General features: G+C 64.0%; 23 protein-coding genes, 1 tRNA gene and 5 pseudogenes. 15 read left to right on the top strand and 14 right to left on the bottom strand.

Annotated features, from left to right (window positions below; all coding sequences use genetic code 11):
• Nucleotides 1-107: 107 nt before the first annotated feature.
• A protein-coding gene (locus tag ACSJDS_RS06405) for an IS3 family transposase (RefSeq protein WP_473032532.1) occupies nt 108-1,624 on the bottom strand; the annotation gives its coding sequence in 2 pieces (ribosomal slippage) (nt 108-1,187 and nt 1,190-1,624; 1,515 coding nt in all).
• Between the two features lie 204 nt (nt 1,625-1,828).
• Between ACSJDS_RS06405 and ACSJDS_RS06400 the strand changes: the two are divergent.
• The 6 genes and pseudogenes from ACSJDS_RS06400 to ACSJDS_RS06375 all read left to right on the top strand — a co-directional run.
• A pseudogene (locus tag ACSJDS_RS06400) lies at nt 1,829-2,248 on the top strand (transposase family protein); the annotation flags it as partial.
• 68 nt (nt 2,249-2,316) lie between these two features.
• Nucleotides 2,317-2,526, top strand: a complete 210-nt coding sequence (locus tag ACSJDS_RS06395; RefSeq protein ID WP_473032531.1) for a hypothetical protein — start codon at nt 2,317-2,319, stop codon at nt 2,524-2,526.
• Complete coding sequence (gene tnpB / locus ACSJDS_RS06390) at nt 2,523-2,879, top strand: IS66 family insertion sequence element accessory protein TnpB (RefSeq protein ID WP_027961197.1); 357 nt, start codon at nt 2,523-2,525, stop codon at nt 2,877-2,879. The genes ACSJDS_RS06395 and tnpB overlap by 4 nt, the downstream gene beginning before the upstream one ends.
• A 43-nt stretch (nt 2,880-2,922) precedes the next feature.
• Nucleotides 2,923-4,523, top strand: a pseudogene (gene tnpC, locus ACSJDS_RS06385) (IS66 family transposase).
• Nucleotides 4,524-4,610: 87 nt separating this feature from the next.
• Nucleotides 4,611-5,926: pseudogene (locus ACSJDS_RS06380) on the top strand (IS1380 family transposase).
• Between the two features lie 208 nt (nt 5,927-6,134).
• Nucleotides 6,135-6,482: pseudogene (locus tag ACSJDS_RS06375) on the top strand (integrase core domain-containing protein); the annotation flags it as partial.
• Between the two features lie 62 nt (nt 6,483-6,544).
• Here the strand turns inward: ACSJDS_RS06375 and ACSJDS_RS06370 are convergent.
• From ACSJDS_RS06370 to ACSJDS_RS06345, 6 genes are all read right to left on the bottom strand, one after another.
• Nucleotides 6,545-7,576: a DNA cytosine methyltransferase gene (locus tag ACSJDS_RS06370; RefSeq protein WP_473032530.1), complete on the bottom strand. Its 1,032-nt coding sequence runs from the start codon at nt 7,574-7,576 to the stop codon at nt 6,545-6,547.
• 18 nt (nt 7,577-7,594) lie between these two features.
• Nucleotides 7,595-8,746 carry an ATP-dependent nuclease gene (locus ACSJDS_RS06365; protein WP_473032529.1) on the bottom strand — a complete coding sequence of 384 codons (1,152 nt, stop codon included), beginning with the start codon at nt 8,744-8,746 and terminating at the stop codon, nt 7,595-7,597.
• Nucleotides 8,677-9,363, bottom strand: a complete 687-nt coding sequence (locus tag ACSJDS_RS06360) for an AAA family ATPase (protein WP_473032528.1) — start codon at nt 9,361-9,363, stop codon at nt 8,677-8,679. Before ACSJDS_RS06360 ends, ACSJDS_RS06365 begins: the two co-directional genes overlap by 70 nt.
• A 324-nt stretch (nt 9,364-9,687) precedes the next feature.
• Nucleotides 9,688-10,056 (bottom strand): nucleotide pyrophosphohydrolase, encoded by a 369-nt coding sequence (locus tag ACSJDS_RS06355; protein ID WP_473032527.1) that lies wholly within the window; start codon nt 10,054-10,056, stop codon nt 9,688-9,690.
• A gap of 107 nt (nt 10,057-10,163) precedes the next feature.
• The gene (locus ACSJDS_RS06350; protein WP_473032526.1) at nt 10,164-12,554 is read right to left on the bottom strand and encodes a DNA/RNA helicase domain-containing protein; all 2,391 of its coding nucleotides are present in this window, start codon (nt 12,552-12,554) and stop codon (nt 10,164-10,166) included.
• Between the two features lie 287 nt (nt 12,555-12,841).
• Nucleotides 12,842-12,918 (bottom strand) — tRNA-Ile (locus tag ACSJDS_RS06345).
• Between the two features lie 155 nt (nt 12,919-13,073).
• On the opposite strand from ACSJDS_RS06345, the gene ACSJDS_RS06340 reads away from it, so the two are divergent.
• The 9 genes from ACSJDS_RS06340 (at nt 13,074) to ACSJDS_RS06300 (ending at nt 17,372) form a co-directional block, all read left to right on the top strand.
• Nucleotides 13,074-13,685 (top strand): hypothetical protein, encoded by a 612-nt coding sequence (locus ACSJDS_RS06340; RefSeq protein WP_473032525.1) that lies wholly within the window; start codon nt 13,074-13,076, stop codon nt 13,683-13,685.
• A gap of 105 nt (nt 13,686-13,790) precedes the next feature.
• A complete protein-coding gene (locus ACSJDS_RS06335; RefSeq protein ID WP_473032524.1) occupies nt 13,791-14,000 on the top strand; it encodes a hypothetical protein in 210 nt (69 codons plus the stop codon).
• The gene (locus ACSJDS_RS06330) at nt 13,979-14,059 is read left to right on the top strand and encodes a (2Fe-2S)-binding protein (RefSeq protein ID WP_473034984.1); all 81 of its coding nucleotides are present in this window, start codon (nt 13,979-13,981) and stop codon (nt 14,057-14,059) included. Before ACSJDS_RS06335 ends, ACSJDS_RS06330 begins: the two co-directional genes overlap by 22 nt.
• Before the next feature lie 15 nt (nt 14,060-14,074).
• Nucleotides 14,075-14,785, top strand: a complete 711-nt coding sequence (locus ACSJDS_RS06325) for a hypothetical protein (RefSeq protein WP_473032523.1) — start codon at nt 14,075-14,077, stop codon at nt 14,783-14,785.
• Nucleotides 14,782-15,009 (top strand): helix-turn-helix domain-containing protein, encoded by a 228-nt coding sequence (locus ACSJDS_RS06320; RefSeq protein WP_473032522.1) that lies wholly within the window; start codon nt 14,782-14,784, stop codon nt 15,007-15,009. The genes ACSJDS_RS06325 and ACSJDS_RS06320 overlap by 4 nt, the downstream gene beginning before the upstream one ends.
• Before the next feature lie 263 nt (nt 15,010-15,272).
• Nucleotides 15,273-15,449 (top strand): hypothetical protein, encoded by a 177-nt coding sequence (locus ACSJDS_RS06315; RefSeq protein WP_473032521.1) that lies wholly within the window; start codon nt 15,273-15,275, stop codon nt 15,447-15,449.
• Complete coding sequence (locus tag ACSJDS_RS06310; RefSeq protein ID WP_473034983.1) at nt 15,386-17,038, top strand: TonB-dependent siderophore receptor; 1,653 nt, start codon at nt 15,386-15,388, stop codon at nt 17,036-17,038. The genes ACSJDS_RS06315 and ACSJDS_RS06310 overlap by 64 nt, the downstream gene beginning before the upstream one ends.
• Complete coding sequence (locus ACSJDS_RS06305; RefSeq protein WP_473032520.1) at nt 16,950-17,189, top strand: hypothetical protein; 240 nt, start codon at nt 16,950-16,952, stop codon at nt 17,187-17,189. The genes ACSJDS_RS06310 and ACSJDS_RS06305 overlap by 89 nt, the downstream gene beginning before the upstream one ends.
• A gap of 21 nt (nt 17,190-17,210) precedes the next feature.
• Nucleotides 17,211-17,372: a hypothetical protein gene (locus ACSJDS_RS06300; protein ID WP_473032519.1), complete on the top strand. Its 162-nt coding sequence runs from the start codon at nt 17,211-17,213 to the stop codon at nt 17,370-17,372.
• A gap of 67 nt (nt 17,373-17,439) precedes the next feature.
• Here ACSJDS_RS06300 and ACSJDS_RS06295 read toward each other — a convergent pair whose 3' ends face one another.
• From ACSJDS_RS06295 to ACSJDS_RS06265, 7 genes and pseudogenes are all read right to left on the bottom strand, one after another.
• On the bottom strand, nt 17,440-17,739 hold the full coding sequence (locus ACSJDS_RS06295; RefSeq protein WP_473032518.1) for a hypothetical protein: 300 nt from the start codon (nt 17,737-17,739) through the stop codon (nt 17,440-17,442).
• On the bottom strand, nt 17,736-18,119 hold the full coding sequence (locus ACSJDS_RS06290; RefSeq protein WP_473032517.1) for a hypothetical protein: 384 nt from the start codon (nt 18,117-18,119) through the stop codon (nt 17,736-17,738). Before ACSJDS_RS06290 ends, ACSJDS_RS06295 begins: the two co-directional genes overlap by 4 nt.
• Nucleotides 18,100-19,920, bottom strand: a complete 1,821-nt coding sequence (locus tag ACSJDS_RS06285) for an ABC transporter ATP-binding protein (protein WP_473032516.1) — start codon at nt 19,918-19,920, stop codon at nt 18,100-18,102. The genes ACSJDS_RS06290 and ACSJDS_RS06285 overlap by 20 nt, the downstream gene beginning before the upstream one ends.
• A 69-nt stretch (nt 19,921-19,989) precedes the next feature.
• Nucleotides 19,990-20,802 (bottom strand): ABC transporter ATP-binding protein, encoded by an 813-nt coding sequence (locus ACSJDS_RS06280; RefSeq protein ID WP_473032515.1) that lies wholly within the window; start codon nt 20,800-20,802, stop codon nt 19,990-19,992.
• Nucleotides 20,799-21,755, bottom strand: a complete 957-nt coding sequence (locus ACSJDS_RS06275) for a FecCD family ABC transporter permease (RefSeq protein WP_473032514.1) — start codon at nt 21,753-21,755, stop codon at nt 20,799-20,801. Before ACSJDS_RS06275 ends, ACSJDS_RS06280 begins: the two co-directional genes overlap by 4 nt.
• A gap of 160 nt (nt 21,756-21,915) precedes the next feature.
• A pseudogene (locus tag ACSJDS_RS06270) lies at nt 21,916-22,885 on the bottom strand (FecCD family ABC transporter permease).
• A 53-nt stretch (nt 22,886-22,938) separates the two neighbouring features.
• Entirely contained in the window at nt 22,939-23,901 is a 963-nt protein-coding gene (locus tag ACSJDS_RS06265; RefSeq protein ID WP_473032513.1) for an ABC transporter substrate-binding protein, read from the bottom strand.
• Nucleotides 23,902-24,032 lie beyond the last annotated feature (131 nt).

Below are 24,032 nucleotides of genomic sequence, written 5' to 3'. Positions count from 1 at the left end.
GAGGCTCGGAGGCCGCCAGCGGGCGGCCCGCTGGCCACTTGGCAACTCGCCAGACACCAGCATCGGAGCCTGTCAACATAGATGACACATGAAATAGCTCTGGCTCTTTAAAATCCTGCTGCTTGTGGCACCGGTTCCCGCTCGGGATTTAGGTACACGACCTTTGGCAAACTGAGTTTCCGGATGCCACCTGACCAGCGTCCCGGGTGGCGCTGCTTCGCCGCCTCGAAGACTTCCCGGCGCTTCGCCAGGATACCTTCGGCTTCGCCGCTATGACGCTGACTCGGCGTGACGTAGCGAAGCGCACTGTGCCGATGCTCCTGGTTGTACCACTCGGTGAATCGCTGGACCCACTCCTGCGCCTCGGTCAGGGTGGCAAAGCCATCGACGGGAAAACCCGGCCGGTACTTCAGCGTCTTGAAGGCCGACTCGGCGAAGGCGTTGTCGTTACTCACCCGTGGACGGTTATACGACGGGGTGATGCCCAGGTCGTAGAGTTTCTCCAGGAAGGTCGCTGCCTTCATCGGGCTGCCGTTATCTGAGTGGAGAATCAAGGGCTTGTGACGATCCGTGAGGTGCTCTCGCCAGCAGGCCTTTTGAATCAGCTCGGCGGCCAGCTCGCCGGTCTCCGTCTCGTAGACCTCGTGCCCAACGATCTTGCGGCTGAAGACATCCATGATCAGATACAGGTACCACCAAGTGCCGCGTGCTGGGCCTGGCAACCAGCTGATATCCCAGCACCAAAGCCGGTTTGGCGCGGTGGCTTGATGCGTGGTCGGCGGGCGCTTGCGCTGTGGGGCCTGTTGCCGGCCCCGGTGATGTTGCTGGTCGTATTCATGCAGTACTCGATACATCGTCGACTCAGAGGCCAGGTAGCGGCCCTTGTCCGCCTGATCGGCCACGATGAAGGCCGGAGGGCGGCTCCGATACTCCGGGGCGTTGCACAGCGCCACGATTGCCTCCCGCTCCTCAGGCGATAGCTTATTGGCCGGTTCCGGGCGGTCGGCATCGGGGCGGCGATCAGCCGTCACCTCGCCGTCGGCGACCCAGCGATAGTAGGTCCGCACGTTGATGCCCATCACCTGACAGGCCTTGGCCAGCCGAGCACCGTCATGCTGGGCATCTTGCACCAGGGTCACGATGCGCTGGCGATCCGGGAGGCTGGTCAGTCGTCCTCGTCGTTGGTCGTGCCCCAGATCGCCTCGGCCTTTTTTGACAGGGCCAGCAGCGCCGCTGTCTCAGCCAGAGCCTTGTCCTTGCGGCGTATCTCACGCTCCAACTGGCGGAGCCGCTTCTTCTCTTCCTTGCGCTCCTGGCGGAGCTGCTTGGCCTGCGCTGCCGCCTCATCGTTGGCGTTCATGCAGGCATCCCGCCAGGCCTCCACCTGCTCGGGGTAGAGCCCACGCTCACGGCAATAGGCGCTGAGCTCGGCCTCGTTCATCGGGGCCGTCTCCAGGACGATTTGGAATTTCTCCTGGCTGGTCCACTGGTCGGGCTGGGTCGAACGTGATGGCAAAACCTGTCCTCGTGCTCTGGCCTGTTTCCGCCAATTGTAGAGGGTTGTCGCTGTGATGCCTTCCTGCTCGGCGAGTTCCGGGATGGTCATGCTCATGGGCGGCGCCATCTTCCGGAGGATGGCTTCCTTACGCTCTGCGGGGTAACGCACGCTGATCACCTCTCAATCCGTTTAGGTGACAACTACGTTGACAGATAGGGATCCCCACCCACACCCACATCCGGAGCAGTTCGGTAGACAGCGCATCACGGCGCAACGGCAAGTAGGGTATTTGGTGGGCCCAGCTGGAAAAAGGGGTACGTCCCCGATTTCCTGGCCTTCTCCACTCACGGCCCGGTTCGTGTCGCGCAAGAACTGGCCCTACGAGGCATTCAGGTCAGCTCTACGGGCGTCAGAGGCGTCTGGGGGCGTCATGACTGGCTGACCCGCCATGAACGCCTCCTGCGGCTCGAGAGAGCTACACGCGAGCAGAAGATCGAGCTGACCGAAGATCAAGTCCGCCACCTGGAGCGGTTCAGCCCTGAGTTTCGCGAACGGCATATCGAAGTCCACCACACCGGCGAACTGGTCGCCGTCGGCACCTTCTTCGTCGGAACGCTCAAGGGGGTCGGCAAACTGCCCACCACGGCAGTACATGTGCTCAACAACGACGTGCTGCCTTTCTTCGAGGCCCACAACGCCAAAGTCAGCACGGTGCTCAGCGACAACGGCCGAGAGTTCGTAAGCGCTCCACAAACCCCATCTTCTGCAACTGAATAGTGTCCATCAGACTGGTGTCACCCGATCCCAAGGAGGACACCATGACCGACCTGACATCGACACAGGCCTTCTGGCTGGGCCACCTGTTCCATGCCTCCTCTCGGCAACTGCCGCTGAGCGAGTACGCCGAAGAGCAAGGGCTGGAGCTGGCGTCATTGCTGGCGTGGGAGCAGCGTCTGGTGGTGCAGGATGTACCTGTGCCACCTCGTCATCGCCCGCAGCGTTTCGTCGCCGTGGAGGTGACGCCATGATTCGGCCGGACACGGGACTGCGCGTCTACCTGTGCCGCGAGCCGGTCGACATGCGCAAGCAGATCGATGGACTGGCCCTGCTGGTTCAGGAGGCCATGGAGCTCAATCCCTTCGAGGAGGCGGTCTTCGTATTCGGCAACCGTCAGCGCGACAAGGTGAAGCTGCTGTTCTGGGAGCGCAACGGCTTCGTGGTCTGGTACAAGCGCCTGGAGCGGGAGCGCTTCAAGTGGCCGGATCGGCTGGAGGGTGACACCGTCACGCTCTCGGGCCAAGAGCTGAACTGGCTTCTTGACGGCTATGATCTCAGCGCCATGCAGCCTCATAAGGCGTTGGATTTTCAGGCAGTTGGTTGACTTTTTTGCTGCCTCCGGTGGCGCTGCTTGGTAAAATATCGGCATGACTTCGTCGGCCTCTACGTCTTCCGCCAGCGTTTCCCAACTGCAGCGCCAAGTGCGTGCTCAGCAGGAGGAGATCGCGCGTCTCCATCAGCTGATGGAGAAGAAGAGGCAGAGTGGGAAGCCGCCAAGGCGGCGCTGTTCGAGCAGTTCCGCCTGGCCATCGAGCGTCAGTTCGGTCCCTCCACCGAAAAGTACCGTGTCGCGCAGGGTGACCTTCTCATCAACGAGGCCGAAGCAGCGGTCGACGAGGAAGAGACCAGCGCCCAGGATGGCACGGCTGACGATGAGGTTGACGCACCGGCCGACCCCCATCAGCCGGCCAAACGCCGCACCCGTGGTGGCCGCGTGGCGCTACCGCCCGAACTGCCCCGCGTCGAGGTCGTCCATGAGCTCCCCGAGGATGCCCGGCATTGCCACCACGACGGCACCGGGCTTAAGGAGATCGGCAAAGAGATCAGCGAGGAGTTGCATGTGGTGCCGGCGCGGGTCGAGGTGATCCGCCATGTGCGCCTCAAGTACGGCTGCCCCACCTGCGAGGAGGGCGTGCAGATCGCCCCGACGCCGGCCAAGCTGCTGCCGAAGAGTAACGCCAGCCCGACGTTGCTCGCCTATGTGGCCACCGCCAAGTACCAAGACGCCTTGCCGCTCTACCGGCAGAGCCAGATCTTTGCCCGACACGGCGCCGAGATACCGCGCAACACCCTGGCCCGCTGGATGGTCCAGGTGGGCGAGCGACTGATACCGCTGGTCGAGGCCCTGCGACAGCACCTATTACAGGCCCCGCTGATCCACATGGACGAGACCACGCTTCAGGTCAACGCCGAGGCGGATCGGCCGGCGAGCTCAACGTCCTACATGTGGTTGCAGCGCGGCGGCCCGCCTGGCCAACAGGTGGTGCTGTTCGACTATGACGCCAGCCGAGCCGGTCGGGTGCCCCTGCGCCTGCTGGGTGACTATGCCGGCCGCCTGGTCACCGATGGCTACGAGGGTTATGCCAAGGTGGTGCGAAAGAACGGCATCACCCATGCCGGCTGCTGGGCGCACGCCCGTCGCAAGTTCGTCGAGGCGCAGAAGGTGCAGCCCAAGGGCAAGACCGGCAAGGCTGACTGGGCGCTCAACCAGATCCGCAAGCTCTACGCCGTGGAGAAGCAGGCCAAGGGGATGGATCCCGAGGCACGCCAGGCGTTGCGTGAGCAGAAGAGCCGCCCGCTAATCACCCAGCTACGCACCTGGTTGGACAAGTCGCTGACGCAGGTGCTGCCGAAGAGCACTCTGGGCAAGGCCCTGCACTACCTGGATGGCCAGTGGCAGCGCCTGACGCGCTTCCTCGATGACGGGCTGATCCCGCTGGACAACAACGCAGCAGAAAATGCCATTCGCCCCTTCGTCGTTGGCCGCAAGAACTGGCTGTTCAGCCACACACCGAGCGGTGCCCAGGCCAGCGCGATGATCTACAGCCTGATCGAGACGGCCAAGGCCAACGGCCTCTCGCCCTACGAGTACCTGCAGTTCGTGTTCGAGACCCTGCCAACACTCGGCGAGGATGACGACCTCGGCATGCTGCTGCCCTGGCGCTGGAAAGACACTCTACCGGTCTAACCCGGATATTTCATCAGGCATGAAAAAGGCGGCTGAAAATCGGTTATGATTCAAGGGCCTAATCCAGAATCAACCGCTACAGCCGCCATGACGAAATGTACCATGCCGACCGCCTCCTTTCCACGCTGTAAAGGCCGTCAGGTCACCGCCAGTTTCGACGGTGGCGAGATCACCTCCGATGGTGGTGCCCTGCTGCTTCGCCAACTGGATCGTGAAATGGGGCTGACCCGTACCATCGCGCGCCGCCTGGAGGATGCGCGGGCTGCGCGCCGTTGTCGGCATCAGGCCGAGACCATGCTCCGGCAGCGGGTCTTTGGCCTGGCGCTGGGCTACGAGGACCTCAACGACCACCACGCCCTGCGTCGCGACATCGCCTTGCAGACCGCGGTCGGTACCGACGACGTGCTGGCCAGTCAGGCGACGCTGTGTCGCTTCGAACAGCAGGCCAGTCGCCAGTGGGCGGTGGCAATCCAGGAGGAGATCGTCGAGCAGTTCATCCGCTCCTTCCGGCGACCGCCGAAGAAGCGGTTGATCCTCGACTTCGATGCCACCGACGATCCGGTGCATGGCGAGCAGCTCGGTCGGCACTTCTCCGGCTTCTACAACGGGTACTGCTTCCTGCCGCTCTACGTCTTCTGTGGCCAGCAGTTGCTGGTCAGCTACCTGCGCCCGGCCTATCGCGATGCGGCCCACCATGCCGGCGCCATCCTGGCCCTGCTGGTGCGGCGGCTGCGTCAGGCCTGGCCCGAGGTGAAGCTCGTCTTCCGCGGCGACAGTGGCTTCTGTCGACCACTGATCCTGGCCTGGTGTGAACGCCATGGTGTCGAGTACATCGTTGGCCTGGCGACCAACAGCCGCCTCGAGAAGCTGTCACTGGATATTCGCTAGAGTCGGCGATTCGCTGGGAGGCTGAGCGTACCAAGCAGCGTCACTTCGGGCGCATCGACTATGCGGCCCACAGCTGGAAGCGCCCGCGACGCAAGGTAGTGGTCAAGGCCGAGACCAGCTACCGCGGTTTCAACACCCGTTACGTGGTGACCAACCTGCACGGCAGTCCGCAGTGGCTTTATGACCACCGCTACTGCCCGCGCGGTGACATGGAGAACCGCATCAAGGAGCAGCAATGGCTGTTCGCCGACCGCACCAGCTGCCATGACTGGTGGCCCAACCAGTACCGACTGCTACTGGCCGGTCTGGCCTACCTGCTGCTGGAACGGCTGCGCCGGGTGTACCTGAAGCGCACCGCGTACGCCACGGCCCAGGTCACCACCCTGCGCCTGAAGTTGCTGAAGATCGGTGGCGTAGTGATCCGCAATACCCGGCGCGTCCGCCTGATGCTGAGCAGTCACTACCCCGATCAGGATCTCTTCCAGAAGCTCGCTCGCAAGCTGGTGCCGGGATGACCGGTGCGGTGCTGTCCCCGGCACGGAATAAACACTGGGGGAAAGGGGGCAGTGTGCTCAAACGGCGGGAAATCGATCAAAAACTGACCAACATGATGCGCTGTGGGGTGCGTTCGGCGAATCAACAACCAGAGAGCACCGACTGGCGGCGCTCATGAAATATCCAGGCTAACTCAGGCCGCAACAGGTGGGGTTCGTGGAGCGCTTACGAGAGTTCTGCGGCCGGAAGGATCAGCATCCGTATGAGCTGTTCCTTCAGCTCGAAGAGATCGAGCACCGCACCACCAAGGTTCGGCGACCGCAGAGCAACGGCTTCGTCGAGCGGCTGCACCGCACCCTGCTGGACGAACACTTCCGCATCCAGGGGCGCACCAAGTGGTACGAGGCCCTGGAAGAGATGCAGCAGGACCTGAACGATTATCTGGTCATCTACAACACGAAACGGCCGCATCAGGGCCGCAACATGAAGGGGACGACGCCCTATGCCGTCTTCAAGAAAGGACTCCCCAAGGGGACGAAGAAGGAGCCCAGGAAAACGGCAGAAAACACTGCTTAACTATAGGGAGCCCACGGGGGCATGTGTCAGGCGAACACCATCACTGTACATTCAAAATTCGACTAGCCGTCCATCAGCAATTTTTTTAATGAGTCAGCATGGGCTCTTATGAAGGGGGGTGGCAAAGCATTCCCCACCATTAAAGCAATACTTTCTTTACCATGGCTTGAAATAAACCTATATCGCTCAGGAAATCCCTGTAAAATAGCAGCCTCCCTAAGAGTTATTGCACGATTATCTTCTGGGTGCAAAAACCTACCTTTTGAGGGATTGTGGCACCCACTTGTAATGGTTGGTGAAACTTTATCCCATGACATTCTCCCATAAACATCCCTAAAGCCTCCGCTCCTTTTGTAACATGCCAAATGATACTTCTCTGGGAGCTCAAACCTACTCCCACCGTCTTTAGGTATCATCGATATGATGTTCTTGACTTCCTTGCTTCTTTTCTCAGGCATGTCATGAATCTCGTCGCCGCTATCACCGGCAGCCCCTAACCCTTCTATAGCATGCCTGACTGTATTTTTCTTCAAGCTCTTTTCGGCCAGATTCACCTTGCCAACTCTAGAGCCAAGCAATATCAACCTTTTTCTGCGCTGTGGAACATTGTAATCAGAGGCGTCCAAGACATCGTAAACACATTGATATCCAGCTTTATTGAGCTCCTCATACACTTTTAAAAACCTATCGTCGTCCGCAATAGAAGGAACGTTTTCAAGCATTACGCACTTTGGCTTGATTGCGTTAACAAAAACATAAAAACTTTCAATCAAGTCATTGCGCTCATCTCTTACAGAACTTGACTTGTTCTTAGTCCTTAGCCTAGAGAAGCCTTGGCATGGAGGGCAGCCAGCAATAAGATCAACTTCACCCGGCTTCACATTAAGCTTTTCCATAAGCTCAACAGGATCAACTTTTTTTATATCTTCATTCAGCAATGAGACTTCTGGATGATTCAGTCTGTATGTTTCAGCCGCCTTCAAGTCTAGTTCTATAGCGGCAAGCACAGAAAAGCCTGAATGTTTCAGGCCTTCGCTTAAGCCACCGCAGCCGCTAAAAAGGTCTATAGCAACTAACTGTTTATCTTTAACCATAGCTAAACTTAAAAGACCTCATCCAAGCCATTCTCTAATTTGCCGTCTTATCTCAACAAAAGTGGCATTACTTTCAGGGATATTATCCAAATAAACTTTGAGCGCCACGGCTTCTTCGCCGGGACCTAAGCTGCTTGGAAGCTGTTTCCTCAACTCCAGCTTAGCCGCATCAGAATCTTGAAAGCTACCTGGAGCGATACCAAAAATCTCTTCCAAAAAAAATTCTTCCGGATATTGACAGGGGAGATACTTTAAACGCTTTCCAACCCATTCAAGATACTCTTTCTGCTTTTCTATTTTTTCTTGCTGAGTTCCCTTGGGGTTATTACCGCCACTTAGTGAGAACTTGGGGTTTACACCCACTTCCGTAAGTATTATATCACCAAATTGATGACTTTGGGAGTCAGGTATAGAGCTTGGTTTTGTGAACTCATGAACGTTCTTCTGATCACCATCTAAAAGAACGTAACAGTCGCTCCCAGATATAATATGTCCAGGCACCTGATAACACAAAATCTCATTAGCACCACCTGGCGCCACTACAACCTCGCATGCCTCTACTTCACCATGGTCCATTGCACTTAACGCATGCTCAACCAGGACTTTGGCCAAAACATCCTCTACATGAATGGCTTTCTTTCCGGTTTTTTTGCCAAGCCTATTTAGGGCCACATAGGGAGAGCACTCGTTTAATATGATAGATTTTCCATTATCTTGCGCCTCCACCACTTTTATTGCCTTATCAGGCAAACCTGATAAAAACTCCATCGAATGAGTTGAAACTACAACCTGTAGTTTTTTCCTTTTAATTTGTTCGAGGAGAAAGCTCAGGAGTTCTCTTTGAGCTCCTGGGTGCAGAGATGTCTCAGGTTCATCAATAAGAACGAGGGCGTAATCATCAGCTGAGAGAACATTAACCACAATCTCAACTACTGAGACCTCACCACTCCCTGCAAAAGCCTCTGAGTACTCTATCCCCCTATCAAAAACGACACTAACATCTTCACTTTTTTGCCCAGAATAAAGGGAGTGCCTTAGATAAGAGGCGGATTTGTACTCCCTGCCTAGAATACAAGAGATCCAGCCAACTTCTTCATTACTTAAAACTCTGTTTTCAAAAACTCTCTCCGGCCCTCCGCTGACATGCCAGCTTTTAATCCCCTCTCGCAAAACACGTTTAATTCTTTTCGCCCGGCTTTCATCTCGGCATGTTTTTTTCGTAAATCTGACAAGGGAAGCCCATAACTAAAAGCCCTATCAAAAGCCCCAACTACGCTCCTCATGTTCAGATTAACAACCTGCCGAACAACGGGATTCCATCTATCTTGATCTTTCCTTGAATAATTTCCGGACGGCATACTAGCCATACCGTCGCCTTTGGTAGCCTTAGTTGGCTCCCAATACTCATACTTCCTGACTGTACTATAGACACGTGCCTTTCTTGTCTCTACATAATTTCTATATTCTTCGTGCCAATGCGAATATATGTATCGCGGCGGATTATTCCTCTTTGCTTCAATTGGGTCTAATTCAGTTGAGAACCAGTAAACCGCGGTACTCTCGCCCTCAGGCATCCCATGTAAAGCATGCAAAACAGAACTTTTCCCCGATCCATTTGCTCCTACAATTGCAGTAAACGGAAAGTCGAACTTTATCTCTGAATCTTTCTCTAGGCCCTTGAAATTCGGGAATCGCGCGCTTCCTATAAAGTTCTTAAGCTGCGAGCCTGGCTTAAAGTTATAAACAATATCCACTAACGTCTTTATTTTTTGCTCACAATTACTCATGGTCTTCCCTGCAGTTCTCAAAATACTTACCTTCTCATTTTCATGAAACGAAGAAATTTACACTGATATTTATCTCTTTTTTTATTTTATTAAATTCTGGGCAAATACAGTCCTTTTGCTCAAGGGGACCTCCTATCCCTGAAGCCTTCCGCCCTGGTACCACCTCGCCGCTACCTTTCCGGCTAGTCGGTATCCGTCCCTGTCTGCTTGAGCGTCTTCCGTGCCTGCTCGATCTCCGGGCTGATCTGCCCGCATGTCTCGTCGACCTGATCGTCATCAGCCACAGCGTGAACTGCGACCAATAGCAGCAGGGACAAGCCCAACTCAATCTGTTTCACCATCGGCGTAATGTGTGTACTTTTTAGCACTGCCCCTCACCCGATCTGAAGGGTATTTTGCCGCGTTTTTGTCTATCTTCGCCCGGCATGCCGCTTCGATATCCACGTCCAGCTTGCCCGCCAGCCGGATCAGATAGAGCTGCACATCGGCAATTTCGTCGCGCACGGCGGCCAGTTGCTGCTCATCCAGCTCCCTGGACTGCGCCTCGGTCAGCCACTGGAAGCACTCCTGCAGCTCGGCTGCCTCCACCGTCAGCGCCATGGCCAGGTTCTTGGGCGAGTGGAACTGGTCCCAGTCGCGCTCGGTGGCGAACTGGTCCATGGCGTCGCGAAGCTGCTTGAACGGGTCTGACATCTAGGGCTCACCTGGTTCTACGGTATCGGATAGCAGTGAGCATGCCTGCTCTGTTGCCCACTATCCAGCCAGCATCGGCATGGGCGACCATCCAGCCGCCCACTCGCTCACAGCACGGAGAGGAATTCGCCGATGACCTTCAGGTCCTCAAGCTCGTCCTCGAGCACGATATCCTTGTAGCCGAAGGCGTTGGTCTGGGGCTTCAGCACGATGCGCTGGTTCACGAACTCGCCGTACTCCTCGACCTTCTCGCTCTGATACAGCTTTACCGTGAAGCTGCCGCCGTGATCCGGATCCTCGATGGCTCGATGCTGTACCACGACGACCTTGCCTTGCCGTGTGCCACCAGGGTTGGCACGGAACAGGCACCAGGCGCCATTGGGGATGCGCCGATTCATCGACTCCCCCACTACCCGGCTGACGAAAAGGCCGGGGCTTGCGCGCATGAAATCCGGTAGCTCGACCCAATGCTCGGCTTCGGCGATCTGCATATCGCTGAACTCGCCGGCGGCGATGCTCAAGTCGTAGACGGGCACATGGCGCTCGAATGGCGCTGCCTGGTCACGCGTCACGATGGGAAGGTGCAGACCATCCAGCACTTCGGCGTCCTCAGACGCGTCCAGTCGCTCGGTCGCTGCTTGAGAACGAACATAGGCTGCGAAGTACTCTCGGGTCTCGGGGTCCGTGGCATAAACGTAACAGCCCTTCTGGCCCCGCGTCATCAGCGTACGATAGGTGTTCTTGATGATCTGGTCCGCCAGGCCACGGGCATGCTCAGGCTGCTCCTTGAGCATCTTCTTGTAGCCATGCACCGAGCGGTCCTGCCCTGCCCGCTTGGCCGCGTCTGTCACCGCACGGCCGTCACGAATCACGAAGTCGTCCCCGATGATGACGCCGACGTAGTCGAACTCGAGCCCCTGGCAAGTGTGGATGCAGCCGACCTGCTCTGCTGATCCATCGGCAATCGCCCACAGCATGCCGTCGTCATCGAGGTTCCACTGGGCCGCGAAGCCATGTTCGGGAAACACGATGTCCATGGCCTGCTTGTCCTTCTTGCTGGCCCAGGGCCAGCAGTAGCCCGCCACCATGCGTGCCTTGTTGGCCTTGCGGTTCTTATCGAGAATCGCCCGGCGCATGGCACTCGGGTCATCGAACACCTGGAAGTCGTAGTCGATGTCCTCCAGGTCGGTGTTGGCCGTGGTGCGAATCTGAAGGGCGTGATCGAGCCATGCCAAGTAGCCGTCCGAGCCGTTGCAGCGAAACTGCGATGCTAGCTCAAGCTCTTGCACCTCGGCGCCGCACTCGGCCGCACGTCGCCGGATCTCCTCGACCGTACCCACGTCCTTCAGCGTCACGCGCTGCGCTTCATCGATAAAGAAGATCGAGAAGCGTGACGCGGCGATCACCTCCTTGATCTGGCTCTCCCCCAGGTTCTGGTACATGCCGGACTTTTCGTTCAGGCGGTGCGCCTCGTCCACGATCAGGGCATGGAAGGTGTCTGGCTCGGCGTTGACGTAGCTACCCGAACCCTTGAAGAGGTTATCGATGTGCGTCTTCTTGCGCGTGCCGGTCAGCTTCTTCGTGAAGACCTCACGAGGGGCCGAGTTGCGCGAGACGTACTGCGTCATCATCTCGCGCTTCGTCAGCTCCACCAGCAGGTTGATGGCCACCACCGACTTGCCGGTGCCCGGTCCGCCCTTGACGATCAGGCACTGTTTGTTGCCGCTACCTGCACGATGCGCAAGATCGATGGCGGTTTCATAGACCAGCTTCTGGTCGTCGATCATCAGGAACTCGGCGTTGCCCTGCATCATCGAGGCCAAGGCATCCGCCAGGTTCTTGCTCGGCTTGATCACACCATGCTCGATGCGATACATGATGTCGTTGCTGTCGCCGTACTTGATGTGCTGGCTCAGAAACGCCGAGAGCTTCAAGGCATCCTGCGAGATAAAGACCGGCGCACGGCGCGTGTGGTGCTCGTAGAAGGGATCATTGATGGCGTCCCCTTGCTTCATGTTGTGCAGGTAGGCGCAGGGCACCAGGCGGATCGACTCGGAGCGAACCGTCTCGTTGTAATCCTCGATCAGCGCGCCATAGGACCATGCCTGATACGACGGATGGTTGGTCTCGCGTACGCCGCCGCCCAGCTGGGTACGCACGATGGCATCCTTCTGCGTCACCTCGACGGACTGCCACTGTTTCAGTTCCACGATGACCGCGGCATCGTCCCGCTGGTGGTTCTTGCCGGTCAGGATGAAGTCCACGCGACGGTTGGTCAGCGGAATGTTGTATTCGATGGCTACGCCTGCCGATGCGGGAATGCCCTCATCGAGCAGCACGCTCATCATGAAGCGAAGGGAGTTCTCCCAGGACGTCACCTCACTGCGCGGCGAGTTGCGGTTCAGCCTGCGTGCCACCTCGTTCTCAATGGCGTCGGTGATGACGTTGGCTCGTACATCGTCGATGAATTGCTGCTTGGTGGCGTTGTAAACCAGCATCGTCTCAAGGATTCCTTTCAAGACCGGAATTCAGCCATCTTGGCTCATGGAATAACCGCAGCACCTTGGCCATCGGGATAGAAGCAGCCAGGCAGGCCGATACCATCCTACTGTGGCTGAGCCACGATGAGGAGAGTCCTACACAGAAGGCATGGCTACCCTATCTCGGCATGACCCAAGCTCGCCACAGCGGTTGATCAGCCACAGTCCCAAATGGACACAACGTAGACAAGTACCGCGAAGAGCAGCGAGAGGAAGGGGAAAGCTAAGCGTAAGTGCCTGATGCTTGGTGGGCCCAGCTGGACTCGAACCAGCGACCAAGGGATTATGAGTCCCCTGCTCTAACCAACTGAGCTATAGGCCCTTACAGCGTAGGAGGCGCGAACGCGCCGACGTATGATAGCGAATGGCGATGAAGGAGGCCATAGCCGGCCGCACTCCCCCGCCTATTCCACCGCCGCGGCACCTTCTCCCGCTAGCGCGGTCTTCATTGAGCCCGCCCCTTCTGGAGATCCGCCGGTGCGCCTTCGCTCTCTTGCCCGCTCGTTGACCCGCTTTCTCACCCCGGGCGCTGCCCTGTTGGCGCTGCTGGCTGCCCTGCCGGCCGCCGCCTGGGAGCTGGACCCGGCCCATTCGCGGGTGGCCGCCACCGTGGTGCAGCTCGCCCCGGAGGGGCCGATTCCGCGCCAGCATGAGGTGCGCCGGCTCTCCGGTGCGGCCGAGGCGGATGGCACCCTGAGCCTGCCGCTGCGACTGGCCCAGAGCGATGTGATCGAGCGCCTGGGCCCGCTGCCGCCCTGGCTCTCGGGCTTCACCGAGCGACCCATGGCGACCCTCACCACCCGCTTCCCGCCGGAGCGCCTGGAGGCCCTTGCCGTGGGTGATTCCCTGGTGGAGGTCCTCGAGCTCTCGGTGCAGTCCGGCAACGCCACCCGCCACGAGTCCTTGGCGGTGCGCTTTACCCGGGAGGCGCCGGAGCGGGTGCGGGTCACCAACGCCGAGCGGGTGGCGCTGGACGGCCGCGAGCTGATGGCCGACCCGACCCTGCGCTCGGTGATGCTGCTGCTCGGCTACGAGCAGATCGGCGACGAGGTGCCGGTGAGCCTGGATGCGGTACTAGTGAGGCGGTAGTCGCCGCGGCGAACCGATACCGTGCCTGGCATGGCGCACACCGGCATTTTTGATAATGATTATTGCTTGTATAATGAGGCTTTCCGCAAATCCGGTGGTCTCGCCATGCCCTCCTCCCTGGCCAAGCTCTACATCGGCCCCCTGCAGCACCTTGCCCCGCCAGCGATCACTCCCCTGGCGGCCCCCCTCGGCATGCCGGACCGAAAGCTGCCGGACGGGCGCCGCAATCCGCTCTTTCAGCCGGTGCGCTACCTGGCCGACGCCGCCGGGGCGAGCCCGAACGGCGCCGGCGCCTGTGCTGCATCCGCTACCTGATTCCCGAGCTCGGCTACTGCGGCAACTGCCCGCTGAGCTGTCGCCGGTCCACGCCATAGGCGAGGTGACAGGACATGTTTCCGACCCGCCGCCACACCGTCGCCGACTTCCTCGGCTACGGTCGCCGCTACCAGATCGACTACCGCTTCCCGGCGGCGCCGAGCCAGCCGGCGCGCGCCGCCCGGCTGCCCATCGCCCAGGGCCGGGTGGAAGAGGTCGCGCTGACGGCGGGGGCCGAGCTGGTGCTCTCCGACCTGGAGGTGGTCCAACCCTATGCCTCCCGCTCCCGGGGCCAGGCGGCGCTGCTGATCGTGGCGGTGATGGAGGGGCGCGTGCGCCTGGGGCTGGCGGGCAGGGAGCGCTGGCTCACCGCCGGCGAGGCCTACACCCTGCGCCTCGACGACCGCCAGGTGCTCGGTGCCCACCAGCCCGCCGGCCAGCGCCTGCGCACCCTCAGCCTGGCTTTGAGCGATGAGGCCCTGGGCCAGTGGTGCGACTCGCTGCCCGCGGCGGCCCCATACGCCTGGCCGCTGCCCAATGCCCTGGCCCTGACCCTGGAGCAGGGCTATCGCAGCGGCCTCTCCGGCCAGTCGCGCCGTCTCTTCCTGCAGGGGCTGGCGCTGCAGCTGCTGGCCCAGGGGCTCACGCCCCCGCTCCGGAACGCCTCCCGGCCACGGCCACCGCGACGACCCCGGCCAGGCGCCTGGAGGCGGTCCGTCGCCTGCTCGAGGAGCATCCCGAGCGGGAACATGACCTGGCGGCCCTGGCGAGCCTGGCCGCCATGAGCCCCAGCACCCTGGCACGCCGCTTCCGGGCCGCCTACGGCTGCTCGCCCATCGACTACCTGCGCCGCCGGCGCCTGGCCCGGGCCCGGGAGCTGCTGCTCGGCGGGCATAGCGTCCAGCAGGCCGCCCACCTGAGCGGCTATCGCCACGCCAGCAACTTCATCACCGCCTTCCGCCGCACCTATGGCGTCTCGCCGGGGAGCCTGGCGAGTTCCCGCCACTAAGGCAGGCTGGGGCCCGCCCATAACCCCTTGCGCGGCGCGCATAACTCGCCGGGGCGAATAAGTGGAACAATTCTCACTTTCACAGCAACCCTCCGAGTGTGATCCATGCCCCGCTTGCATCGCCTGACCCTCGCCATCGCCCTGGCCTCCGCCCCGCTCTCCACGCCACTGCTGGCCGACGAGGCCCTGGAGACCCTGACGGTCACCGCCAGCGCCGCCACCAAGACCGAGACGCCCTTTATCGAGACGCCCAGGCGATCTCGGTGGTCGAGCGGGAGGACTGGGAGACCCGCGGCGCCGAGAGCGTCCAGCGCGCCGCCGACTATACCCCGGCGTCTTCACCAACCAGATCGGCGCCTCCAACCGCTACGACTACCTGGTACTGCGCGGCTTCGCCGACGGCAGCATCAACAACACCTTCCTCGATGGCCTCAAGGTGATGAGCGACGGCGGCTCCTTCAGTTCGCTGGTGATCGATCCCTGGTTCCTGGAGCGTATCGAAGTGGTCAAGGGGCCGGCCTCGGTGCTCTATGGCCGCGCCTCCCCGGGGGGCCTGGTGGCCCAGACCAGCCGCCGCCCGGAGTTCGAGTCCGGCGGCGAGCTGCGCCTGCGCCTGGGCAACAATGCTCAACGCAGTGCCGCCTTCGACCTCACCGGCCCGCTGGACGCCGAGCGCCGCCTGGCCTTCCGCCTCACCGGCCTGGCCCGGGCCGCCGATACCCAGTTCGGCCCGGTGGAGGAGCGGCGCTACGCCATCGCCCCCCAGCTCATCTGGGACATCAGCGACGCCACCAGCCTGACCCTCCACGCCTACCTGCAGCGCGACCCGGAGGGCGGCTACCATGCCGGCCTGCCCTTCGAGGGCACGGTGGTGGACCGTAACGGCCGCCGCATCGCCAACACCTTCTTCGAGGGCGAGGAGGCCTTCGAGACATTCGAACGCGACCAGCTCATGGTCGGCTACGAGTTCGAGCATCGCTTCCATGACGGCCTGAGCGCCCGCCAGCGGCTGCGCTATACCGAGACCGAGGTGGAGCTGGCCCAGGTCTACGCCTACGGCTGGGCCTCGCCCACCGAGCTCAACCGCTACTTCTCCGGCGGCGACGAGTCCCTCGATGCCCTGACCGTGGATAACCAGCTGGAGGCGCGCCTGGCCACCGGCGGCGTGGATCACACCCTGCTGCTGGGCCTGGACCATCAGCGGCGCAACAACGACGTCACCTGGACCTCCGGGGCCTTCCCCGCCATCGACGCCTTCGATCCCCAGTACGGCACCGGACCCAGCATGATGTTCCCGGAGGTACGTCAGCGCCGCGAGCTGGAGCAGACCGGCCTCTACCTCCAGGATCAGCTGGCCTTCGGCAACTGGCGGGCCAACCTCGGCCTGCGCCACGACTGGGTGGATATCACCAACAGCGACCCGGTGAGCGGCACCCAAAGCGTGCTGGATGACACCCAGGTCAGCGGCCGCGCCGGCCTGCTCTATGCATTCGACAACGGCCTGGCCCCCTATGCCAGCTACTCCACCTCCTTCAGTCCCAACAGCACCACCGACCAGGACGGCGACCTGCTGGCCCCCACCGAGGGCGAACAGTGGGAACTGGGCCTGAAGTACCAGCCCCCGGGGACGCGCCACCGCTACAGCCTCGCCCTCTTCGATATCACCCAGGAGAACGTCTCCGCCAAGCGGCCCAACGAGACCTTCTATCGGGCCACCGGCGAGATCCAGTCCCGCGGCGTCGAACTGGAGGCGCACCACCAGTTGACCGAGGCCCTCTCGCTGCAGGCCGCCTACGGCTACACCGACGTGACCCTGGAGAAGACCGGCGACGCCACCCAGGGCAATCGCAGCAACCAGGTGCCGCGCCATCAGCTCGCGGTCTGGGGCCGCTACTACCGCCCAGTCCGGCGCCCTGGCCGGCCTGGATGCAGGACTCGGCGTGCGCCATCACGCCGATATCTACGCCGACGACGCCAACACCCAGAGGGTGCCGGACACCACCCTGGTCGACGCCACCCTGGGCTATGACCTGGAGCGCCTGGGCCTCGACGGCATGAGCGCGCGCCTCAACGTCAGCAACCTGCTCGACGAGACGTACGTGGCCTCCTGCTACGACCTGAACTTCTGCTACTTCGGCGCCGAACGCAGCGTTACCGCCTCTTTCCACATCGCATTCTGATCAACACATAGGAAACACCGCATGTTCGAGAACCACACTGCCACCTTCGAGGTTCACGGACGGCAGCTGCTTGGCGCTACCGGCCTGCCCCTGAGGGGTGGCCGGGTGCATGGCCTGATTGGCCGCGAGCTGGTGGCCTCACTGCTGGGCGACGCCTACTCCAGGGGCCCCGGCCGCCGATAGGCACGGCGCTCGCCTCTCACGCGCCGGGCATGGCCGCGCAGACATCTTCCTCGCGGGTATCGCCGACCTATCGGTCGGGAATCAGCCGGCCCGGCACGAGGCGCAGGAAGGCCACCATGCCGAAGAGTTCCACCAGCGATTGGAAGACGATCACCACCACCGCCGCCTGCCAGGCCTCGGGCAGCGCCAGGGCGATGGGCAGCACCACGAAGGAGTTGCGGGTGGCGAAGCTGAAGGTGAGCGTCCTGGCCGCCGGGGGCGCCAGGGCGAATGCGCGCCCCAGCGTCCGACCCAGCAGGGCCGCCAGCGCCAGGTAGGCCACGAAGATCGGCAGCACCTGCAGCAGCACACCGCCCAGGGTCGTCACGCTGCCCACTTGGGTAGCGGCGATGCTGAACAGCACCGCGGCGAGCAGCGGCACAGGCAGCCAGCCGAGCCCCGCCACCAGACGGCGGGCGCCAGGGGCAGCAGGAGCACCAGCGCCCCCACCGCCAGGGGCAGGATCAGGAAGTTGCCGGCCAGCAGGGCCGCGCCGAAGCGCCAGTCCCGCGCCGCCAGGCCGAGCCGGCCCAGCGGTACCTGGGTAAAGGTGGCGTAGAGCAGCAGGCCGAGCAGCGGCCAGAGCGCGCCCTCCAGCGCCCCGGCCGCCTCGGGGCGGGTCATCCCCAGGCCGAGCCCCGCCAGGAGTGCCACCAGGTAGCCCCACACCTGGTGGCGATCCAGCGCCTCACGCACGGGTGGCGTCACCCAGGGCGGTATCCGCCATCAGCGCCCCGGTCTGCACCCGCCACTGGGCGGCGTAGCGGCCGTCGGCCTCGAGCAGCTGCGCATGGGTACCGCGCTCCACCACCCGGCCGCCCTCGATCACCACGATCTCGTCTGCATGAACGATGGTGGAGAGACGGTGGGCGATCATGATCACGGTGCGGCCGTGGGCGATCTTGCGCAGGGAGCGCTGGATGGCGGCCTCTGTCTCGTTGTCCACGGCGCTGGTGGCCTCGTCCAGGACCAAGATGGGCGGGTCCTCGAGTAGCGCCCGGGCAAGCGAGAGCCGCTGGCGCTGGCCGCCGGAGAGGCGAATGCCCCGCTCCCCCACCGGGGTGTCGAGCCCCTGGGGCAGCGCCTGGATAAAGTCCCAGGCCTCGGCGGTGCGGGCCGCCTCGATGATCTCGACTTCCGCGGCATCCGGCTTGCCGTAGGCGATATTGTCGCGAATCGAGCCCTCGAACAGGTAGACGTCCTGGCTCACCAGGCCAATGGCGCCGCGCAACGAGGCGAGGCTCACCTGGTCGATGGGCTGGCCGTCGATCCGCACCCGCCCGGCGCTGGGGTCGTAGAAGCGCAGCAGCAGCTTGATCAGGGTCGACTTGCCGGAGCCGGTGGCGCCCACCAGGGCCAGCGTATTACCGGCGGGCACACGGAGGCTGACGTTCTCCACCCCCACCTCGCTTGCCGCATAGCGAAAGCTCATTCCCTCGAAGCTCACCTCGCCGCGCAGGGGCTCGGCCAGCGGCGTGGTGGCGTTGTCGCGCACGGTGATGGGCACCGCCAGCAGGTCGAGGATGCGCCGGGTGCTGGCCATGGCGCGCTCGAACAGGTCGATCACCTCGGCCAGGCCCGTCAGCGGCCAGAGCAGGCGCTGGGTGAGGAACACCAGCACGCCGTAGGCGCCCACGTTGAGGTCGCCGCGCAGGGCGAGCATGCCGCCCACGGTGAAGGTGGCCAGGAAGCCGGCCAGGATCGCCATGCGGATCACCGGGATGAAGGCCGAGCTGACCCGGATCGCGCGGCGGTTGGCCTCCACGTAGGCCTCGCTCACCTCGCGCAGCCGCGCCGCCTCCCGGGCCTCGCTGGTGAAGCTCTTGATGGTGGCGATGCCCGCCAGGTTGTTGGCCAGGCGGCTGGAGAGGTCGCCCACCTTCTCGCGCACGTCGGCGTAGAGCGGGCCGGCCTTGCGCTGGAAGAAGAAGGCGCCCCAGACGATCAGCGGAATCGGCGTGAAGGCGAGCAGCGCGATCAAGGGCGAGATGATGAAGAAGACCGCCCCCACCGCCACCACGGTGACGCCCACCTGGATCAGCGAGTTGGCGCCGCCGTCGAGGAAGCGCTCCAGCTGGTTGACGTCGTCGTTCATGGTGGCGACTAGCTGCCCCGAGCTCTTCGACTCGAAGTAGGCCATGTCGAGCCGCTGGGCGTGCTCGTAGGTGTCCAGGCGCATGTCGGCCTGGAGGCGCTGGGCGAGGTTGCGCCACAGGATCTTGTAGAGGTACTCGAAGATCGATTCGCCGGCCCAGATAAAGAAGGTCAGGATCGCCAGAACGAATATCTGCTCCTGGGGCGTGGTGAAGCCGAGGCGCGCCACGAAGCTGCGCTCCTGGTTGACCACTACGTCGATGGCCACGCCGATCAGGATCTCCGGGGCGATATCGAAGATCTTGTTGATGATCGAGCAGCTGGTGGCGGCGATGATGCGCCGGCGGTAGCCGCGGGCGTAGCGCAGCAGGCGCACCAGCGCCTGGAAGCTGTTGGGGGCAGCGGTGTGGGTCATGGGGTGTCCTTGTGATTGACGCGCACAGGATAGCCGACGGCGGCCCTGCCCCACCAATGCCTCCGGCATTCACTCAGGGGAGCGCAGCCGCCGCAGGTCGGTGAGGATAGGGGTGCCGGTGACCGGGTCGTGAAGCAGGGTGCAGGCGACGTCGTAGAGCTCGCGCACCAGCGCCTCGGTGACCACCTCCGACGGGGCGCCCTGGGCCACGATACGCCCGTCGCGCATGGCCACCAGGTGGTCGGCGTAGCGGCAGGCGCTGGCCAGGTCGTGGAGCACCAGGGCCAGGGTGCGGCCGGCGCCAGCCAGGCGGCGCACCAGCTCGAAGACCTCCAGCTGGTGGCCCAGGTCCAGCGCCGAGGTGGGCTCGTCGAGCAGCAGCAGCGGGGTCTGCTGGGCGATGGTCATGGCGATCCAGGCACGCTGGCGCTGGCCGCCGGAGAGCGCCTCCATGGGGCGCTCGGCCAGGGCCTGGAGCCCCGCCGCGGCCAGCGCCTCCTCCACCGCCCGCTGGTCGTCCGCCGACCACTGGCTGAGCCAGCCCTGGTGGGGCTGGCGGCCGAAGCGGATCAGGTCGCGAACGGTGAGCCCCTCCGGCGCGCTGGCCTCCTGGGGCAGCAGCGCCAGGCGCCGGGCCAGCTCCCGGGCCGGCAGCTTGCGGATATCGCCGCCATCGAGGAGAACCGCGCCCCCTGCGGGGGCGTGCAGCCGGGCCAGGCCGGCCAGCAGGGTCGACTTGCCGCAGCCGTTGGGCCCGACGATGGCGGTCACCCGGCCCGGCGGCAGGGCGAGATCCAGGCCCTCGATCACCGGGGTGCGGCCGTGGGCGAGACGCAGCGCCTCGGCTTCAAGGCGCTGCGGCGGCGGGGTTCGCACGTTCATGTGAGCCTCCTCGAGGCGGGTCGCAGCAGGATCCACAGCAGCCAGGGGCCGCCGACGATGGCGGTGACGATGCCCACCGGCAGCTCGATGGGGGCCAGCAGCACGCGGCCGGCCAGGTCGGCCAGCACCATCACCAGGGCGCCGGCCAGCGCCGAGGCGGCCAGGGGCACGCCCCGGGACGACGACAGCGAGCGGGCGATCTCCGGGCCGATCAGCCCCACCATGCCCACCGGGCCGGCCACCGCCACGGCCAGCGCCGTCAACAGTACCGAGAGTGAGAGCACCTGCGCGCGGCGGCGGCGCAGCCTGACGCCGAGCCCGGCGGCCACGGCGTCGGAGAAACGCATCAGCGAGAGCGAGCGGCCCAGGGCCAGGGCCAGCGGCAGGCCCACTGCCAGGCCCAGGGCGAGCACGGTAACCGCGCTGCCCGGCCGGGCGTTGAGGGTGCCCACCGTCCAGGGGTAGGCGGCATTGGCGGTGTCGATGGGCACCCGGGCCAGCAGCAGCTGGGTGATGGCGCCGAACACTGCGCCGATGCCGATGCCGGCCACGATGAAACGGTAGCCGCGGGTATCGCCGCCGCTGGCCAGGCCGAAGGTGATCGCCGCGGCGGTGGCCGCGCCGGTGAGGGCCATGGCCGGCGGCGCCAGGGAGACGCCGAGTCCCACCACCGAGGCCACGGCGAAGGCGGTGGCGCCGTTGTCGATGCCGATGATGCCGGGGGTGGCCAGGCGGTTGCGGGCCAGGGTCTGCATCAGGCAGCCTGCCACGGCGAAGGCCGCGCCGGTGAGCCAGGCGGCCGCCAGCCGCGGCAGGCGCAGGTCGTGGATTACGAAGGTGGTGACCACCTCGCCGTCGCCGGCCAGCGCCCGCGCCAGCTCCGCGAGGCTGACCGGGATGCTGCCGACCATAAGGTAGGCGGCGGAGGCGGCCAGCAGCAGCGTCAGCAGCAACAGGTTGACCGCCAGGGCGCGGCGCTCGATCAGCAGGGTGGCTCGCCCGGCGGTCAGGTGCCAGTAGCCGGGCGGGACCCCGCCGCTGCCGGGGTCAGTCCCGGCGGTATCAGCCCCGTTTGTGAAAGGCTCGGCGTCCCCATCGTCTCTTCCATTTTGTCTAAAGCGTCGGCAGGCGGCGGGCGCGCACCACCGCCACCAGCACCGGCGCGCCGAGCAGCGCGGTCAGCACGCCCAGGGGCATCTCCGCGGGGCTGACCAGCAGCCGGGCGGTGACGTCGGCGCCGAGCACCATCAGTGGGCCCAGCGGCAGGCAGAGCCAGAGGGTGCGGCGAACGTCGGGGCCCGCCAGGGCCCGGGCGGCGAAGGGCACCACCAGGCCCACGAAGGCAATGGGGCCGGCGATGGCCGTGGCGGCGCCCACCAGCAGCGCCACCGCCAGGACCACCAGCAGGCGCACCCGGCCGGGATGGTGGCCGAGGCCCGCGGCCACCCGCTCGCCCAGGGCCAGCGCCGCCAGGGGCGGGCCAGCCACAGGGTCAAGCCCAGGGCCAGGGCGAGGCTCGGTAGCACCGCCAGCAGGTCCTCCAGGCGCCGCCCGGAGAGACTGCCGATCACCCAGAAGCGGATCTCGTCGGCACTGCGCTGATCGAAGAGCAGCAGCAGCGAGGTGAGCGAGGCGAGCAGCGCAGAGAGCGCCGCGCCGGCCAGCACCAGGCGCACCGGGTCGCTGCCCACGCCGCGCAGGCGTACCACGCTCAGCACGGCGGCACAGCCGAGCAGGGCGCCGAGCTGGCCCACGGCCACGCGCAGGGTGGCGGTGCTGGCGCCCAGCCAGAGCGCCACGCCCACGGCGAAGGCGGCCCCGGCGCTGACGCCGAGCAGCCCCGGCTCGGCCAGGGGATTGCGGGATACCGCCTGGAGCAGCGCGCCGGAGACCCCCAGCGCCAGCCCCACCCCGATGCCGATCAGGGTGCGGGGCAGGCGCAGCGACCCCACCACGAAGCGCGCCTCCTCGTCCCCGCCCCCAGCAGCACGGCCAGGGCCCGCGTCGGGCCCACGTCACCGGCGCCCAGCAGCAGGCTGGCCAGCGCCGCCAGCAGCAGCAGGACGCAGGCCAACGCCGTCATCCCGGCCAGGGAGCGCCGGCCGTGCAGGGCCCCATAGGCCGCCACTCCCGCCATCAGGGCAGCAGGGCCGCTTCGATATCGTCGAGGATTGCCAGGGCCGCCAGGGGCCCGTTGGCGCTGGTCCACAGCTGGCCATCCACCGGCACCACCCGGTCGGCGGCCACCGCGGGCAGGCGGGCAAAGGCAGGGGAGCGGCGGGCCGCCTCCAGCGCCTCCTGGCCCTCTTCATTGAGAGTGGCCAGGAAGAGCCAGTCGCCGTCCAGCCGCGAGAGGTTCTCCAGGCTCAGGGGGTCGCTGTGCACCACGCCATCGCGCACCAGGCCGGCCTCGCCCAGCTCCAGGCCCGCCTTCGCGATCAGCCCGGAGGCGAAGAGCCGCTCCGACATCACCATGGGGCCCTGGGGCATCCAGCGGATCAGGTTGGCGGAACCCCCGGCCTCGGCCGCCTCCAGCGCCTCGGCCAGGGCGGCGCTGCGCGCCTGGACCTCGGCGATGGCCGCCTCCATGGCATCGGTCTCACCCAGGGCCTCGCCGAAAAGGCGCGCCTCGGCCTCCCAGTTGTCCGCCGCCAGGGGGCGGGTCTTGGGCACCACGGTGGGAGCGATACGCGACAGCAGGGCGTACTGCTCGGCGCTGAGCTGCGGCGCGGCCAGGATCAGATCCGGGCGCTGGGCCAGCACCGCCTCTAGGTTGATCTCCCGCACCACGCCGACGATGGCCAGCGACGCACCGGGGTGCTGCGCCTCCAGGTGGGATTCGATATAGCGGGCCACGCCGTCGCCGCCGCGGGTAGTCACCGCCGCCACGGGCAGGTGCCCGGCGGCCAGGGCCGCATCCAGGGCACCCTCGTAGAGGGTGACGATGCGCTCGGGGGAGGCGGGCACCTCGACCGAGCCGTTGGCGGTCTCGACGCTGTTCGCCTGGGCGGTGCCGGCGAAGGCCAGGCAAAACGCCAGCGCCGAGAAGGATCTCCCCAGCAGGCGGGACTTGAGGAAGGCGAGCGAGGCAGGCGGCATATGACGGGCTCCTGTGAGGACGAAACAACCAGAGGGCGAATAGTAATGATTAACAATTCACTGTTCAGCCCGCCCTCCTGGAACGTACCGTTCGAATCCGCGCAACAAGCAGCGGGCTTGCACCCCACCGA

Source organism: Halomonas sp. SL18_1, from assembly GCF_055755715.1.
This window is presented reverse-complemented; position numbering and strand designations above follow the sequence as displayed.